The organism is Bacillus sp. NEB1478, assembly GCF_031582965.1.
GTDB lineage: Bacteria > Bacillota > Bacilli > Bacillales > Fictibacillaceae > Fictibacillus.
Genome location: NZ_CP134049.1, coordinates 3,184,168 through 3,200,628 on the forward strand (window position 1 = coordinate 3,184,168; position 16,461 = coordinate 3,200,628).

Annotated in this window: 15 protein-coding genes and 1 pseudogene; 2 read left to right on the forward strand and 14 right to left on the reverse strand. The window is 42.4% G+C overall.

Going from position 1 to position 16,461, the window contains the following annotated elements; all coding sequences use genetic code 11:
- Positions 1–33 precede the first annotated feature (33 nt).
- From RGB74_RS16040 to RGB74_RS16070, 7 genes and pseudogenes are all read right to left on the reverse strand, one after another.
- On the reverse strand, positions 34–1,098 hold the full coding sequence (locus RGB74_RS16040; RefSeq protein ID WP_310760296.1) for an undecaprenyldiphospho-muramoylpentapeptide beta-N-acetylglucosaminyltransferase: 1,065 nt from the start codon (positions 1,096–1,098) through the stop codon (positions 34–36).
- A 295-nt stretch (positions 1,099–1,393) separates the two neighbouring features.
- Complete coding sequence (gene lpdA / locus RGB74_RS16045; RefSeq protein WP_310760297.1) at positions 1,394–2,827, reverse strand: dihydrolipoyl dehydrogenase; 1,434 nt, start codon at positions 2,825–2,827, stop codon at positions 1,394–1,396.
- Positions 2,828–4,099, reverse strand: a complete 1,272-nt coding sequence (locus tag RGB74_RS16050; protein WP_310760298.1) for a dihydrolipoamide acetyltransferase family protein — start codon at positions 4,097–4,099, stop codon at positions 2,828–2,830.
- An 11-nt stretch (positions 4,100–4,110) separates the two neighbouring features.
- Positions 4,111–5,106: an alpha-ketoacid dehydrogenase subunit beta gene (locus RGB74_RS16055; RefSeq protein ID WP_310760299.1), complete on the reverse strand. Its 996-nt coding sequence runs from the start codon at positions 5,104–5,106 to the stop codon at positions 4,111–4,113.
- A pseudogene (gene pdhA / locus RGB74_RS16060) lies at positions 5,106–6,171 on the reverse strand (pyruvate dehydrogenase (acetyl-transferring) E1 component subunit alpha). Before pdhA ends, RGB74_RS16055 begins: the two are co-directional and overlap by 1 nt.
- Positions 6,172–6,185: 14 nt before the next feature.
- Positions 6,186–7,286 (reverse strand): Glu/Leu/Phe/Val family dehydrogenase, encoded by a 1,101-nt coding sequence (locus tag RGB74_RS16065; protein ID WP_310760300.1) that lies wholly within the window; start codon positions 7,284–7,286, stop codon positions 6,186–6,188.
- A 93-nt stretch (positions 7,287–7,379) separates the two neighbouring features.
- Positions 7,380–7,775 carry a thioesterase family protein gene (locus RGB74_RS16070; RefSeq protein WP_310760301.1) on the reverse strand — a complete coding sequence of 132 codons (396 nt, stop codon included), beginning with the start codon at positions 7,773–7,775 and terminating at the stop codon, positions 7,380–7,382.
- A 155-nt stretch (positions 7,776–7,930) separates the two neighbouring features.
- Here RGB74_RS16070 and RGB74_RS16075 point away from each other — a divergent pair, with 155 nt between their 5' ends.
- Positions 7,931–8,347, forward strand: coding sequence for an HIT family protein (locus RGB74_RS16075; RefSeq protein ID WP_310760302.1), 417 nt, complete (start codon positions 7,931–7,933; stop codon positions 8,345–8,347).
- Positions 8,348–8,621: 274 nt separating this feature from the next.
- Here RGB74_RS16075 and RGB74_RS16080 read toward each other — a convergent pair whose 3' ends face one another.
- The 3 genes from RGB74_RS16080 to RGB74_RS16090 form a co-directional block, all read right to left on the reverse strand.
- Positions 8,622–9,341: an SDR family oxidoreductase gene (locus RGB74_RS16080; RefSeq protein WP_310762906.1), complete on the reverse strand. Its 720-nt coding sequence runs from the start codon at positions 9,339–9,341 to the stop codon at positions 8,622–8,624.
- A gap of 84 nt (positions 9,342–9,425) precedes the next feature.
- Complete coding sequence (locus tag RGB74_RS16085) at positions 9,426–10,775, reverse strand: sodium-dependent transporter (RefSeq protein ID WP_310760303.1); 1,350 nt, start codon at positions 10,773–10,775, stop codon at positions 9,426–9,428.
- A 40-nt stretch (positions 10,776–10,815) separates the two neighbouring features.
- A complete protein-coding gene (locus RGB74_RS16090) occupies positions 10,816–11,766 on the reverse strand; it encodes an NAD(P)H-dependent flavin oxidoreductase (RefSeq protein ID WP_310760304.1) in 951 nt (316 codons plus the stop codon).
- Between the two features lie 67 nt (positions 11,767–11,833).
- Here RGB74_RS16090 and RGB74_RS16095 point away from each other — a divergent pair, with 67 nt between their 5' ends.
- Entirely contained in the window at positions 11,834–12,349 is a 516-nt protein-coding gene (locus tag RGB74_RS16095) for a gamma carbonic anhydrase family protein (RefSeq protein ID WP_310760305.1), read from the forward strand.
- 49 nt (positions 12,350–12,398) lie between these two features.
- Here the strand turns inward: RGB74_RS16095 and paaX are convergent, their stop codons facing one another.
- The 4 genes from paaX to RGB74_RS16115 form a co-directional block, all read right to left on the reverse strand.
- A complete protein-coding gene (paaX, locus tag RGB74_RS16100) occupies positions 12,399–13,289 on the reverse strand; it encodes a phenylacetic acid degradation operon negative regulatory protein PaaX (RefSeq protein ID WP_310760306.1) in 891 nt (296 codons plus the stop codon).
- 67 nt (positions 13,290–13,356) lie between these two features.
- Entirely contained in the window at positions 13,357–14,133 is a 777-nt protein-coding gene (locus RGB74_RS16105; RefSeq protein ID WP_310760307.1) for an enoyl-CoA hydratase-related protein, read from the reverse strand.
- 19 nt (positions 14,134–14,152) lie between these two features.
- Positions 14,153–15,358 (reverse strand): thiolase family protein, encoded by a 1,206-nt coding sequence (locus RGB74_RS16110; protein WP_310760308.1) that lies wholly within the window; start codon positions 15,356–15,358, stop codon positions 14,153–14,155.
- Complete coding sequence (locus tag RGB74_RS16115; RefSeq protein ID WP_310760309.1) at positions 15,358–16,230, reverse strand: 3-hydroxyacyl-CoA dehydrogenase; 873 nt, start codon at positions 16,228–16,230, stop codon at positions 15,358–15,360. Before RGB74_RS16115 ends, RGB74_RS16110 begins: the two co-directional genes overlap by 1 nt.
- Positions 16,231–16,461 lie beyond the last annotated feature (231 nt).

The following is a 16,461-nucleotide window of genomic DNA, read 5'->3' on the forward strand; positions in this document are numbered from 1 at the left end:
CTGTCCCCGGGACAGACCCCCTTTGTTTTCTTGTTATTTTCCGCCTGTAATTGTTCGCAAAATAACGTCTACACTATCGGACGCTTTGTAGTTCTCCATGTGCTGCTTCATGTTCACTTCATCTGCTTTTAGTTCTTTTAATGAACGCAGCAATGATTCTTTCGTAAGATCTTCCTCATGTAAAACATGACAGAATCCTTGTTTTTCAAAAGACTCAGCATTTAAAATCTGATCTCCTCGACTTGCTGCTTTTGATAAAGGAATAAGCAGCATTGGTATCTTTAATGTCAGCCATTCGAAAATACTGTTAGAACCTGCACGAGAAATAACAAAATCAGTTGCAGCAACAACGTCAGGCAATTCATTCTGAATGTATTCAAACTGTTTATACCCTTCAGTATTTTGCAGACTTTCATCCGTATTCCCTTTACCGCAAATATGAACGATCTGATATGAACGAGTCAATTCAGGAAGAGCTCCTCTTACTGCTTCATTAATTTTACGGGCACCTAAGCTTCCTCCCATAATCGTCAATACAGGAAGGTGACTTCGAAAACCTAAATAGGTTAGACCTTTCTCTTTTGAACCTTGCAAAAGTTCGTCCCGGATCGGTGAACCCGTCACAATTGCCTGACCTGCGGCAAAATGTTTTTTCGCCTCATCAAACGTAACGAAAATCTTCGTTGCAAACTTAGAAGAAATTTTATTCGCAAGTCCTGGTGTTATATCTGATTCATGAATATAAACCGGGATATTTCGCAGCTTTGCAGCAATAACAACTGGAACCGATACAAAGCCGCCCTTTGAAAATACAGCATCCGGCTTAATTTTCCCGAGTTTAAAATAAGCTTGCGCAACCCCTGCCGATACCTTAAAAGGATCTTTAATATTTTTTAAATCAAAATAACGGCGCAGCTTCCCGCTGGAGATTCCATAATAAGGGACGTTTGTACCTTCTTCGATCAAGCTTTTTTCTATGCCATCAACAGAACCAATATAATGCAGGTCCCATCCCATTTTTTCTAATTTTGGTATTAAGGCAAGATGCGGTGTTACATGGCCAGCAGAACCACCGCCTGTTAAAACTAACTTTTTCAAACTGCATTCCTCACTTCTTTGTATATCCGGCTATCTCAACGGATTTTATCTTACCGCCATTTTAATATATGTTGCTAAAAAAAGAAAATGGCAGCTGGATGTTATTACAGTGTTTAAACAACTGTTTAAAATAATTCGTCACAACATCAGCATTTTTTGATTCAGATTGTTACAAAATCGCCTTTAAGAGAGTGAAAACGTCAAATTTGTGAGGAATCGTCTAACAGAAAAATATGTAGCATAATAAAAAACGCTGACTCAAGTGTACAATCACACTTTCGAGTCAGCTTCTTCATTACACTGAACTTTTCTCTTTTTTACGTACTGGAGGAACATGAATCGCTTTTCCGCTCATGCTTTCAACCGCTTCCAGCCACGCTTCGTTTAAAGAAGGGTGTGCATAAACCGGGTAAGCCAAGTCTTCTTCCCGTGCCACCATCTCTAAAGCAAAAGTGCCTGCTTGAACCATTTCTATGGCACCTGCGCCCATCATATGGATTCCGAGTAAAACATCAGTTTTTGTATCCATAACCATTTTTGCAAGACCTTCTTTTTGTCCAAGAATAGATGCAAAGCCATTACCGCTCATGGAGAACTGCCCTGTCTTCACTTCATATCCTTCACTAACGGCTTGTTCTTCTGTCAATCCTACAGTTGCGATTGGAGGATTCGTATGAACAACTAGAGGTACTAAGCTTAAATTATAAGCAGAGTGCTGCCCTGCCATATGTTCAGCTGCCGTCTTTCCTTGTTTGATCGCTTTTGATGCAAGCTTCATGCCGATCGTGCAATCACCTGCCGCATAAATATTGGAGATACTCGTCTGACTATGTTCATTTACTACGATAAAATCTTTTTCATCACGTTCGAGTCCAATAGCTTCAAGACCTAGTCCATCCGTGTTAGGGACATATCCATCAATAAAAAGAACATGGGTGGCTTCAACAGAAACTTTTTCGTCTGTTTCTTTAGATAACGTAACCGTAATGGTCTCATCAGATTCTTCAGCACTGACCCATTGATGATTTTTAAAGACTTTGATCTTATTTTTCTTTAACACCCGCTGCAGTTCTTTTTCAATGCCAGTGTCCAAACCAAACCCATCACCCGTTGTCACTAACGTTACTTCACTGCCCAGCTGTCTGTACGCCATCGCCGCTTCAAGCGCAAAATAATCAGAACCGTAAACTACCAAGCTTTTAGGGCGCACATTTAACTCCCATAATGTATGAGGTGTCATCAAACGGCTGGATAGACTTGCCTGTTCCGGCAGCTTTGGCGTTGAGCCAGTTGCGATCAATGCATGTTCAAACTCATACATCTCAAAATGATGACCAGAGTCTATCCCGATTCTCTCATCTGACATGAACGATGCAGAACCAGTTAAATGCTCAATTTTGTTCGCTTTGATCAGTGCCTCTACTCCCTTTTGGAGACCTTCCACTACATTAGTATAGTAGTTTGAGAACGTTTCATAATCAAAGGTTGCTTCAGCTACAGTGATTCCCATTTGTTTGAATTGGGACACTCCTGAAAAATTGGCCGCCGTTTGCGTTAAGCTTTTAGAAGGGATGCATCCTTTATGAAGACATACCCCGCCAAGCTTCTCTTTCTCGATCAATGTCACTTCTAATCCAAGCTGTGCCGCACGGATGGCTGCATGATACCCGCCAGGTCCGCCTCCGATAATGACCAACTGGCGTTTTGTTGCAAAATCACCTACAACCATTTATATCAGCTCCAGTGTCATGAAGTAAGGGTTCTCGATGAGTTCTTTTACCCGGTTCGTGAACATAACGGCCGTTGCCCCGTCTGCTACACGATGGTCGAATGACATAGAAACGTTCATCATCGAGCGAATCACGATCTCATTGCCGACCACTACCGGTGTTTTCTTTGTTTTATGAAAAGCCATTAATGCCACTTCAGGATGGTTGATAATCGGAGTTGCTGCAATGGATCCAAGAGGTCCAACGTTCGAAATCGTAAACGTCCCACCCGTCATATCAGAGCCTTTTAACTTGTTTGTTTTGGCACGCGTGATCTTATCCTTCATATCAACCGCGATATCTCTTACATTTCGCTGTTCTACATGAGAAATGACCGGAACGATTAATCCTTCATCGGAATCCGTCGCAATCCCGATATTGACGTTTTTCTCAAGTCGGATCACTTCTTTTTCCTCATCCAGCTTCGCATTGAAAATCGGGAAATCTTTCAGTGCGATTTGAATCGCTTTTACAAAAAATGCGGCTACAGACACATTCATACCACGCCTATTATCTGGATCCATAGCTTTTAGCTGTTTCTTCAAATCCATTACAGCTGTAACATCGATTTCTTCAAAATGTGTAACGTGAGGAATCGTCGCGAGTGACTGAACCATCTTCTTCGCGATCTGTTTTCTGCGCCCTTTAAACGGAATCTCTTCCGCTTCCTTTGAAGCAGTAGCTGCTGATGATGTGACAGGTGTATCAACGGAATCCGCTTTTTCTTCTGCTTTAGGTGCGGAGCCATTTTCTATAAAACGATAAACATCTTGATCTGTAACCCGGCCGCCTGGTCCTGTTCCTTCAATTTCTTCAATGCTAACGCCATTTTCGCGTGCAATCTTTCTTGTAAAAGGTGCAGCAAGTACGCGTTTATTCAACGTTGAAATACCGCCTGTAAACATTGTATTTTTCGGTGTTGCTATAATTCTATCAACAACAGGCTGTTCCTGTTCGGCTGCAGGTTCATCCTTCATCTCTTTAGCAGGTTGTGCGGAAACAGCTTCGATGGTAAGGATAACGGATCCCACTGTTACCACGTCGCCTTCTTTGACCTTTATGTCTTTAATCGTTCCGGCAGCAGGTGAAGGCAGTTCAGCAGTCACTTTATCTGTTTGCACTTCTACAAGCGGCTGATCAATTTTCACCGTATCTCCCGCTTTCACAAAAAAGTGGATCACTTCTCCTTCATGCATACCTTCTCCGATATCATGCAGTTTTACTTCTACCATGTTTCCACCTCCTAAAATTGCGTTACTTTTTCAATCGCTTTTACTACACGGTCTGCACTAGGCAAATAGTGATCTTCTAAAGCGAACATCGGCACTGGCGTATCAAAACCAGTAACACGCTCAACCGGTGCTTTCATGTATAAAAACGAAGTGTCATTGATGAGTGATACAATCGTTTCGCCAAGTCCGCCCGTTCCAGGAGCTTCGTGAACAATTACAGCACGGCCAGTTTTTTGAACACTTTCTGCAATCATATCTCTATCTAGCGGATAAAGTGTGCGGAGGTCGATCACATCACATTTGATGCCTTTTTTTTCTGCCGTTTTAGCCGCTTTCGTCACAACATCAATCATCGCACCATAAGCAAAAATCGTTACATCGTCCCCTTCTTGCAAACGAGCAGCTTTTCCAAGGGGAACATTGTATTTTCCGTCCGGAACATCCATTTTTGTACTTCTGTAGCATCGCATCGGCTCTAAGAAAAGGACAGGGTCCGGATCTTCAATCGCCGAGATCAGCAATCCTTTTGCATCATATGGATTTGATGGTACAACGACCTTCATACCAGGCATTTGTGTAAAAAGAGCTTCCACTGAATCAGAATGTATTTCAGGCGCACGGACACCTGCTCCGAATGGTGCCCTTATAACCATCGGTACTGTAAAAGCACCAAGTGTTCGTGCACGAATACGGGATGCATGTGTCATGATCTGGTTGAATGCCGGGTAGATAAAGCCAAGAAATTGCATCTCAGCGATCGGTTTAAAACCGTTCATCGCAAGGCCGATAGAAGTTCCAATGATTCCAGATTCAGCAAGCGGTGTATCAATTACTCGTCTGTCACCAAACTCAGCAAACAATCCGTCTGTTGCACGGAAAACACCGCCGTTTTGTCCAACGTCTTCCCCAAGCACGATTACGTTCTCATGTTCCTTCATCATCACGCGCATGCCGTCTGTTACAGCTTGAACCATCGTTAATTTTTTCGTATCAACTGCCGTTGTCATTAGCGATCACCTCTCGACTCTGCATATGCTTCTTTTTGGCTGTCAATCGGCCAAGGATTTTCAGCAAACACATGATCAAACATATCGTTAACATGGGCTGCAGGCATTTCTTCCATCTCTTTTACAGCGTTTTCGATTTCAGCTGTGAGCGATTCGGATAATTCAGCTGCCCATTGTTCATCCCACATGTTTTCCTTTTTCATAAAACGTTCTAAACGCAAAATTGGATCTGTTGTTTCACGGCGTGAAGCTGATTCATTTTGGTCTCTGTACTTAGACGGATCATCCGCTGTTGTATGTGCTCCATAGCGCCATGTCACAGCTTCAATCAATGTAGGACCGTCGCCTCTTCTAGCACGCTCAACTGCCGTCCGTGTATGAAAATAAACAGCGAAAACATCATTACCGTCTAATCGTACGCCTTCGATTTCATACGCTAGCAGCCTTTTGAGCGATCGTTTTACTTTTCATTTGTTTTTCAATCGGAACCGAAATCGCAAAGCCATTATTTTGGTTAAAAAATACAACGGGTGCGTTGAATACACTCGCAAAGTTCAAACCTTCATGAAAATCCCCTTCAGAAGTCGCTCCATCACCAAAGTAAACGATGGACGCACGGTCTGTTCCTTTTAGCTTTTCAGCCCAAGCTGCTCCTGTCGCGTGTAAAAGCTGTGATGCAATCGGCACTGCAGGCGGAAATATGTTCTTTCCTTCCGGAGGAATACAGCCCTCTTGACGACCTTTCCAATAAAGGAAAAGTGTCTTCAAAGAATGACCGAACGTCATCGTTGCTGCATGATCTCTGTAAGTCGGGAACATCCAGTCACCTTCACCCATTACCATTGAGCTCCCGATTTGAGAAGCTTCCTGACCTTCAAATGGAACATATGTCCCGATTCTTCCTTGACGCTGCAAGTTAACACCTTTACGGTCAAACAGACGGGCACGCAGCATCTTCGTATACAGCTCTTTAGTCAGCTCTTCGGTAATTTCACTGCGATACGTTTCATCCGTCCATTCACCGTTCTCATTAATGATTTGCATTTTCGGAAATAACTTCTCCATGAATGAATCCCTCCTTAGTTTCGAACCTGCCATTTAGGACGCTGGTTGTGAGCAAAAAAGCTGTTGCGTTTTGATCGAGCCACCATTTTTTCTTCACAATAACGATTGGCTGCTTCCATTGTAGAAATATTGTTTTGTGTGCTTTCACGATAGATTTGAATCAAGCTGTCATAGATCGCGCGTGTTTTTGTCAGTACCCGTGCTTTGTTCGGACTATAAAGTTCATCAGCAACCTGAATCAATCCGCCCGCGTTCACGATGTAATCTGGTCCATACAGAATCCCTTTTTGCTGCAGATACAAACCATGTTTGTCTTCAAGCAGCTGGTTGTTCGCACTTCCAACGATCGCTTTAACTTTTAATTGTTCAATCGTTTCGTCGTGAATAATTCCGCCTAATGCACACGGAATAAAAATGTCCGCATCCACACCATAGATGTCACTGCCCTCTACTACTTCAACATTTCCAGGAAGTAATTCAGCACGCTCTTGAATTTGTTTTAGCGCTTTTTCATTAATATCTGTTACATATATCTGTGCTCCTGCAGCCAAAAGCTGTTCAGCAACCTTAAAACCTACTTTTCCTAATCCTTGAATCGTATACGATTTATCTCCTAGATCATCAGTACCTTCAAGTGTCTGAATCGTTGCTTGAAGTCCGTAGATGACGCCTTGTGCTGTAGGAATCGAAGAATCGCCGCTGCCGCCGTACTCTTCTGGGACACCTACGATACAGTTTGTTTCTTTTAGTGCATGAACGAAATCATCAGGCGTTGTTCCCATATCAGTTCCTGTGTAAAAACGTCCATTCAATGAATCTACAAATTGTCCGAAAGCCCTGAAAAGCTCTGGTGATTTGTGAGTTGTCGGATCTCCGATAATAACCGATTTCCCTCCTCCAAAATCCACGTCTGCTCCCGCACATTTGTAGGTCATTCCTTTAGATAAACGCAATACATCCTCTAACGCCTCATCGACTGATGAATAAGGTCTCATTCGGCATCCGCCTAAAGCTGGACCAAGCGTTGTGTTATGTATCGCGATAATCGCCTGCAAACCAGTTGATGGATCATTACAAAATACGACTTGCTCATGCTGTGATATTTTTTCAAACATGTTGAATCCCCCTAGTATTTCTCTAGTTCTCTTTGATTCTGTTTCACTTTGCTGCTTTAAAGTGAAAGCGCTTACATTTTAACTCAAAAAAATTCACACTTTCATTTCGTCTATTTTTTGAGCAATGGCTGCTCTAGGTAAAATATACTGTGTCACTTCCCCTTCACCCACAACGGCCTTTCCGTTATGAACGACTACATCACAAATAACCGCTTTGCCTTTTAATTCACGCAATGTTGCAGTGATCGTTAGGTTAGCTCCCTCTGGAGTTGGTGCCACATGCTTAGCAGCTACTCCGCCACCGATTCCTTCCTCATGATCTTCTAGATAAGGAAGAATAATCTGCCGGGCTGCCCATTCCATGTGATAGACCATACTCACGGTTGAATACGCAGGATGAACAAGGTTCCCTTCAAATTGTGCAAACATATCGGGTGTTACTGTAGCTGATATAGTAGCGATTTGACCAACTTCCATACCTGATTTCATGCATACACCTCATATCTTTCAAGAAATTTATATAACGTTTTCTTAACGTAATCATATCATTTTGTGTGATAAGCGGTCAATGAATCACCCGAATTGTTCCATTTGTTTGAAATCATTTACAATAATAGTGATCATAAATGAAGAGGTGTGGTTAAATGGAAGAATGTTTATTTTGCAATCCAATGAATTTTCCAGAGCAAAAAATAGTTTTTGAGAATGATAGCTGTTATTTTCTTCAAAGTCCAAAAGCGCAAAATATTTTAGAAGGTGCAGGACTGATCATCCCTAAAGCGCATAAAGAAACGGTTTTCGATCTCAGCGAAAAAGAATGGATGGATACATTTGATTTGATGCAGCAAGCAAAAAGCTTGTTAGATGAGTTACATACGCCTGACGGCTACAGTACGGGATGGAATGTGAAACCAGTCGGCGGCCAAAGCATCCCTCATGCTCATTTTCACATTATTCCTCGTTTTGCTGATGAGCCGTATGCTGGAAAAGGAATTAGAGCGTGGATTAAGTCCGAAGCAAACCGCAGACCTGGGAAGATGAGCGAGGCTGGAGTTAAGTAACTTTTTTTGATCGGGCATTGAATGAGAGTTCGTGCGAAATTTATCATTTGTTGACAGTTCGTGGTTAAATCAAAATTAACGTGGATATATTCGTGATTACCGTGGGTATATTTGGATTTACCGTGGAATTAATTAGATCACAGCACCTTACATAAAGATAAACACCCTATTTTCAGGATGTTTGTCCACTTTACGATTGTTTATTAGACTTTTTGAAAAAAATCCCGCTCATTTGAACGGGATTTTACTTATTTTTCAGCTTAAAAGCCTCTTTTTATACGTTCGGGTATTCTTGCGAAAGAGGGTGAAGCATGATTTCATCCACTACCATGTGCTTTGGCGCACTCGCCATGTAGGCTACTGCATCAGCGATGTCACTCACTTTCAGCCAGTCTTCTTTAAAATTAAGGCCTGGTTCGCTATCTGCAAAATACGTGTCGATCGCACCCGGATTCACCGTGCCAACTCGAACTCCGAACTCGCGCAGTTCTTGAGCTAATGAGCCGCAGAAACCTTGTACCGCATATTTTGTTGCCGTGTAAACTGATCCGTTCGCAATTGTTCGGCGGCCAACATCAGATGAAATCGTGATGATTGTTCCTTCCTTACGCTCTTTCATGTGAGGAACGACTGCTGTACTGCACAAGAAAACACCTTGTACGTTTACCTCAAACATCCGTTTAAAATCCTCCAAAGAATGTTCTTCTGCCAGCTTGAATTGCCCAATACCAGCATTATTCACTAATAGATCTACATGTCCAAATTGATCAAACGTTTGTTTAAAAAGTTCAGCAACATCTGCTTCGATCGATACATCGGCTTTTACTGCCAGAACCTCGTATCCTTTATCTTTTAATTCTTCAGCTGTTTTAAAAATACTATCAGACGATCCGACAACCGTTAACTTCGTTCCAAGCGTACCTAATTTTTCAGCAATGGCTCTTCCGCATCCGCGTGAAGCACCAGTAACAACCGCTACTTTATTTTGCAGCAACATTAATCATCCTTTCAGCATTCGCATTCTGACTCATTATAAGGTAAAAAAGGCGCAGAACCAAATCGTCTGCGCCGCTTTTCATTAACCTGTTATCATTTTAAAAATACCGAGACTGTTCAGGAATACGATAAAAATAATGACCGGAACTACATATCGAATCAGCATAAGCCACATCGCAAATCCTCTGACCGTTACGGAAGATCCTGCTTTAAATTCCTGAAGAAGCAGGTCTTTTGGATATCTATAACCTACAAATAAGGCAATGAACAATGCACCTAAAGGTAACAGAATATTACTTACTAAATAGTCCAATTGATCAAAGATGATTTTATCAAATAAAGTAACATGTGATAAAACACCGTAAGAAAGTGTTGAAGGAACACCGAAAGCAAAGATTAACAATCCAATGATCCACGACCATTTTGCACGGTTTGTTAATTTACCTTTTGTAATGGATGCCACAATGATTTCAAGCATCGAAAACGCAGACGTTAATGTTGCGAACAAGAACAATGCCAGGAAAACGATAAAAAAGAATTGTCCAAACATGATCTGATCAAATACCGCAGGAAGGACGACAAACAATAATCCTGGTCCTTCAGTCGGCTTAAGACCAAGCGAGAAAACTCCAGGGAAAATCGCCAATCCAGCCAATAGTGAAATCAAAACGTTCAGCAGCACAATAGTCGTTGCCGATTTGGTCAAACTCTCATTTTTTCCTAAATAAGAACTATACGTTACCATAACGGAAATACCGACACTTAGAGAAAAGAACGATTGTCCCAATGCAAAAAGAACATCATCTCCACCGATCTCTGAAAAATCAGGGTAAAGAAAAAACTTAACGCCCTCCATCGCACCGTCAAGTGTTAGTGAACGGATAATAAGAACGGCAAAAAGGACAAAAAGTGCAGGCATCATTATTTGATTTGCTTTTTCAATCCCGTTCTTAATCCCGCGACTTACAACAAAAATCGTGATAATCATAAAAACAAATTGCGAAACCACTGCCGGCCAAGTGCTTGTAATCGATTCACCAAACATCTGATTAAAATCATGATTAAAGAAATTTGATGAGAAGCTTTTGCTTAAATAAAGAACAATCCAGCCGCCAATCACACTGTAAAAAGATAAGAGAATAAAGGCAGTAACTACACCCATTCTGCCCAGCCACGGCCAAGCAGATCCTGGTGCAAGTGTCCGATAAGCAGAAATCGCTTCTTTCTGAGCACCTCGTCCGATCACAAATTCAGCCATCAGTAGTGGAAAACCTACTAAAAATGTAAACAATAAAAAGATAAGAAAAAATGCACCGCCCCCGCTTGTTCCAACTACATAAGGAAATTTCCATATGGCCCCGAGTCCGATCGCTGACCCTGCTGCTGCTAAAATGAACGCTAGCTTCGACGTCCATTGATCTTGCTGATTCATACTTATGTTTCCTCCTCTAATTCATTAACACCTAGTTAGCCTACATTAAACGCTTGTTTAATAAACTAACCGCTTCTTTCGCTTCTTTCATCATTTTCTCAAGCAACTCTTTTACTGAAGGAACATCTTTAATCGCTCCAGCAATCTGCCCGCTGTTAATAAATCCGTTCTCCAAATCACCTTTTACAGCACCTAATATATGATGGTCTTCCGTAGTAAGCTGTTGAAATTCTTCAGGTGTGGTACCGCTTTTCTCACGTTGAATAAGATGCTGGGCATATGGTGTATCATACAGTCTTCTAATCTTTCCGACGGAACGTCCGACAATCAATGTTTTCGTATCATCAGCTTGTACAAGCGAAGTTTTGTAAGATTCGTGGAATGGAGCTTCCTTAGTGGCGATAAAACGTGTACCCATCTGTACACCTTGAGCACCAAGTGCAAATGCAGCTGCCAACCCGCTCCCATCCGCTATTCCTCCAGCCGCAATAACAGGAACAGAAACACTCCTGCAAACTTGCGGGAGCAGTGTCATCGTTGTAGTTTCATACGGAGAGTTCAGACCTGCTGCTTCGTACCCTTCCGCCACAAGCAGGTCAGTCCCAGCTGTTTCTGCTTTTTTCGCATGATAAACCGAGGCAATGACAGTGATCACTTTTATCCCATGTTCCTTTAGTTTTGGAATAAAAGGTGCTGGATTGCCTGCAGATAATGAAACGACTTCAACGTTATGCTTAATCACAAGTTTTAAAATTTCTTTCACATTTGATGAAACGGATAAAGGTACATTAACAGCAAATGGCCGCTCTGTCATCCCTTTTGTGGCAATGATTAAATTTTCCACTTGTTCCGGTGTCATTGTTCCGGCGCCAATCGTACCTAATCCGCCAGCATTGGAGATTGCCGCTGCCAATTCGGCATTACTAACATTCCCCATTCCGCCTTGGATAATAGGGTAGGTAATGTTTAATTTTTCACAAATCGTATTCAATATCTCCACCTCATATTCTTTCCTTTGTTATACTAAAACTATCTATGCAGTTGAGGAGGCACACTTTATGAAATATACATTTAACGGTAAAACGCCAAACATTCATGAAAGCGCTTTTATAGCTCCTGGAGCACATATTATTGGTGATGTTGAAATCGGTGAAGGCTCTACCATCTGGTTCAACAGTGTTCTGCGCGGTGATGAAGGTCCTATTACAATAGGTAAAAAAACAAACGTTCAAGACAACTGTACACTTCACCTTTATGGAGGATTTCCACTTGTCCTTGAAGATGAAGTTTCAATCGGCCATAACGTCATTTTACACGGATGTACGATAAAAAAAGGAGCCCTCGTCGGCATGGGTTCCACAATCTTAGATGGCGCTGAAATTGGTGAACAGTCTTTTATCGGAGCGAACACACTCATTCCATCAGGCAAAAAGATTCCTCCCCGCGTAATGGTTATGGGCTCTCCTGGAAAAATAGTCCGTGAACTGAACGATGAAGACCTTAAGCTCATTCAGCTGACGATCGACACGTATTACGAAAAAGGAAAACAATTTGCTGCCGAACTGAAAAAGTAGTAAACAGAAAGCACTTTCGTCAGATATTCCCGAAAGTGCTTTTTTTATGTTACCGATTTTCTTGGATTAGAGGATGATTCAGCACATCGTGTTTTGTATTTTTCGTAAGTTCATTTCCGTCTGAATAGATGCTTTCAAAAAAGCGGCTTGCCGGTCCTGCTAATGCTCGGTAATAGTCACTGAACAAAGAAGCTGCATGATCTCCAAGCCATTCAGAAGGGAGAAGCTCTTGAGGAAGTCCCGGATCAATGAAAAGGAATTTACGATATTCGTGAACAAGCTTTGTACGTTCAACAAAGCATTCACCGTCCGTCATCTCACCTTTTTCAATCTTGTTTTTATCAATAACATATTTTTGAGAGTACGTTACGATGAACGAATTGTATTTCTCGTTGATGTCATTTAAATCCCAGCACTCTGAAACTAGCTTTTCATTTTCGTTGGGGCCGTTGTATACCGCGGTAAACGAATGAACATAATCTTCAATTGAATATTTATCTATCATCAATTTAATTTGTTCATCTGATTGATGCGGCGAAATCCAAAAGCTGTTGGCTAAAAGGCCAAATCCGCTCCACACCAGTTCTTTTCTCAGTTCGTCTCTAATACTTCTTTTATCTTCTGGAATGGTATATGTAAACATGAGCCATTCACCGTTCCAAGGTTCCTGCTGCACCTTAAAGATTCTTTTCGCTGCTTCATCCATCCGCTTTTTTCCGCGTTCTGTTAAATAATAATAACTTTTGTTGCCTTGTTTCCTGGCGGCGATCCACCCTTGTTTGTTCATTCTGGATATCGCGGCTCTTACCGCTTGTTCATTATGACCAAACTCTTCTAATAGACGGATCAAGCTCCCGATCCATATTTCACTTCCATAATGACGAATATAATCACCGTAAAGGGTGAAGATCATGGAACGCGTGTTCAAACTGTTTTGCATGTTCATAACCTCATTTGTACCTGTATTCTCTGTACAATCCTATCAGAATCCTATAAAGAAGAACAAGCTACTCTCCCTTAAAGACAGGTGCTCTTTTTTCTCCGAACGCTACAAGCGCTTCTATTCGATCTTTTGTAGGAATCGTCACTTCATACGCCTTCGCTTCAATCGCAAGACCTGTTTGAAGATCCACTTCAGTTCCGTGCTTGATCGCATACTTTGCTTGCTGAACTGCAACAGGACCATTCTTCATGATTGCCGCAGCATAGTTCTCGCAAACAGCCATCAATTCTTCTCTGGATGTGACTTGGTTCAAAATGCCATATGAGAACGCTTCTTCTGCCATCAATTTTTTCGCTGTTAGAATAAGCTCCATTGCTTTCGCCTGACCGATAATTCTAGGCAGACGCTGCGTTCCGCCAGCTCCCGGAATAATCGCCCAGCTTACTTCCGTCAGTCCCATTGAAGCTTCTCTGACAGAAACGCGAAGATCACAAGCTAATGCCAGCTCGAACCCGCCGCCAAACGCGTGTCCATTGATCGCACAGATCGTCGGCTGCGGCAAAGCTTCAACAGCTGAAAACACATCCCGGATTTTACGGACGTTGCGTCTCACTTCTGCTTCCGAAAGATTACGGCGTTCTTTTAAATCTGCACCAGCACTGAATGCTTTTTCGCCTGCTCCCGTAAAAATAACAACACGGACATCGCTGTTGTGATGGATATCTTCAACGACTTCTTCTAGTTCTTTTAACGTTGCAAAGTTGAAACAGTTCAATACTTCAGGACGATTAAGTGTAACGTATGCAACATGGTCTTTTACTTCATATAAAATAGCTGACATCTCGATAACTTCCCCCTTATTAATCTTGTATAACTTCAATGACAGAAGCAATTCCTTGGCCAACGCCGATGCACATTGCAGCAAGTCCATACCGCGATCCTTGTTTTTTCATTTCGTGAACAAGTGTTGTTAAAATTCTCGCTCCGCTCGCACCAAGCGGATGACCGAAAGCAATCGCTCCTCCGTTCACATTAACTTTTTCAGCATCCAACCCAAGTTCATTCATACATGCCAATGACTGTGAAGCGAATGCTTCATTCAGTTCAACAAGGTCAATATTTTCTACCGAGAGTCCTGCACGCTTTAAAGCCTTTCGAGAAGCTTCAATCGGCCCTACACCCATTATCGACGGTTCTAGTCCTGCAACCCCGGATGACACATAGCGTGCTAGCGGTTTTAATCCGAGTTCATCCGCTTTTTCCCGGCTCATCAATAATAATGCAGATGCTCCGTCATTTACACCGGAAGCGTTCCCTGCTGTAACGGATCCATCTTTAAACAATGGTTTAAGAGTACCTAATTTTTCTAGGGAAGTTTCAGGACGCGGATGCTCATCTTCTGTAATCCAAGTTTCGTTCCCTTTTCTATCTATTAATCTTACAGGTACGATTTCTTCTTTAAAACGGTTTTCGCTTATCGCCTTTTTGGCACGCTGCTGGCTGTTGTATGCGAATTGGTCTTGCTCTTCACGCGAAATTCCAAATTTCTTCGCTACATTTTCTGCAGTTTCAGGCATCGAATCCGTACCATACTTTTCATGCATGAGCGGATTAACGAAGCGCCAGCCGATCGTCGTATCAAACATTTTCATATCGCCGCGAGGATATTCCACTTCAGGTTTCCCCATAACAAGCGGTGCACGTGTCATACTTTCCGTTCCACCCGCAATAAAAACATCGCCTTCTCCAGCCATAATAGCACGGGCGGCGTAAATAACAGCATCCATTCCTGATCCGCATAGACGATTGATCGTTGTTCCGCCTACTTCCACAGGAAGTCCTGCTAAAAGAGCAGACATTCTCGCAACGTTTCGATTATCTTCCCCTGCACCGTTCGCGTTTCCGAAGATGACTTCTTCAATTTCTCCAGAAGGCAAGCTGCTGTTTCGCTCCAGAAGCGCGGATATGACAACCGCACCAAGATCATCAGGACGCACAGATTTTAAAGCACCTTTATACCGGCCAATCGGTGTTCTTACTGCATCAACGATAACGACTTCTCTCATTATTTTTTCACTCCGCTATCTTCTGTCGTGTAGTCATATACCCCTTTGCCTGATTTGCGGCCAAGTCTCCCTGCTTTTACATATTTAACGAGCAATGGTGCAGGGCGATATTTTTCACCTAGTGTTTGATGAAGATAATTCAAATTGTTTAAACGTGTATCAAGCCCGACTAAATCCCCTAACTCAAAGGGTCCCATCGGGAAGTTCAATCCAAGCTTGATCGCTTTATCGATGTCTTCTGGCGTCCCTACACCTTCCTGCAGCATATAGAACGCTTCGTTGCCGATCATCGCTGAAATACGGCTCGTTACGAAACCAGGAAACTCGTTAACAGTTACTGTTTCTTTCCCCATCTTCACGGCTGCCTCTGTTGCCAGTTCAACTGTAGCATCATCTGTCTCATGCCCGCGTACAATTTCAACGAGCGGCATACGGTGAACAGGATTAAAGAAGTGCATCGCAATTACTTTTTCAGGACGCTTTGTAAACGAACCAATTTCAGTCGGGCTCATCGTTGACGTATTTGTAGCAAGCACACAATGACTTGGTGCTGAACGGTCTAATTCTTCAAAAACTGCACGCTTGATTTCTATGTTTTCAGGAACTGCTTCGATCACGATATCAGCAGCACTGACTGCTGCAGAAAGATTCACTGAGTAGTTGAGTCTTCCTTGTGCAGAATGTGCGATTTCTGGAGAAAGCTTTCCGCGCGATACGGCTTTTGAAAAAATAGAATCGATTTCCTTTTTAGCATTATTCAACTGTTCTTCCTTTACATCAACGAGCTGTACATCAAAACCGCCTACTGCACATACGTATGCAATTCCTCTTCCCATTACACCAGATCCGATGACTACTGCATTTTGCAACATGGTTTCTCCTGCCTTTCTTTTAAACAAGTGTTTAACGTTTATTATGAAAAAGCGAGCACGATGGCCCGCTTTTTTTAGCTGTACTTGTATACTTTGATGCTTTTTTAGGGTGGTTGATTTCCGCTGCAGTTTGCTCGCTTTCCTCGGGGTGTGCGGTGAGCCCCCATGCGCTGCGCGCCCTAAGTGGTCTCACCTGTCCCACTCATCCCGTAGGAGTCTCGCAACTTCCGC

Bases quoted from the DNA above. Each gene is read 5' to 3' on its own strand.
- lpdA (WP_310760297.1), bottom strand. From the start codon at position 2,827: ATGGTTGTAGGTGATTTTGCAACAAAACGCCAGTTGGTCATTATCGGA.
- RGB74_RS16050 (WP_310760298.1), bottom strand. From the start codon at position 4,099: ATGGTAGAAGTAAAACTGCATGATATCGGAGAAGGTATGCATGAAGGA.
- RGB74_RS16055 (WP_310760299.1), bottom strand. From the start codon at position 5,106: ATGACAACGGCAGTTGATACGAAAAAATTAACGATGGTTCAAGCTGTA.
- RGB74_RS16065 (WP_310760300.1), bottom strand. From the start codon at position 7,286: ATGTTTGAAAAAATATCACAGCATGAGCAAGTCGTATTTTGTAATGAT.
- RGB74_RS16070 (WP_310760301.1), bottom strand. From the start codon at position 7,775: ATGAAATCAGGTATGGAAGTTGGTCAAATCGCTACTATATCAGCTACA.
- RGB74_RS16075 (WP_310760302.1), top strand. From the start codon at position 7,931: ATGGAAGAATGTTTATTTTGCAATCCAATGAATTTTCCAGAGCAAAAA.
- RGB74_RS16085 (WP_310760303.1), bottom strand. From the start codon at position 10,775: ATGAATCAGCAAGATCAATGGACGTCGAAGCTAGCGTTCATTTTAGCA.
- RGB74_RS16095 (WP_310760305.1), top strand. From the start codon at position 11,834: ATGAAATATACATTTAACGGTAAAACGCCAAACATTCATGAAAGCGCT.
- paaX (WP_310760306.1), bottom strand. From the start codon at position 13,289: ATGCAAAACAGTTTGAACACGCGTTCCATGATCTTCACCCTTTACGGT.
- RGB74_RS16105 (WP_310760307.1), bottom strand. From the start codon at position 14,133: ATGTCAGCTATTTTATATGAAGTAAAAGACCATGTTGCATACGTTACA.
- RGB74_RS16110 (WP_310760308.1), bottom strand. From the start codon at position 15,358: ATGAGAGAAGTCGTTATCGTTGATGCAGTAAGAACACCGATTGGCCGG.
- RGB74_RS16115 (WP_310760309.1), bottom strand. From the start codon at position 16,230: ATGTTGCAAAATGCAGTAGTCATCGGATCTGGTGTAATGGGAAGAGGA.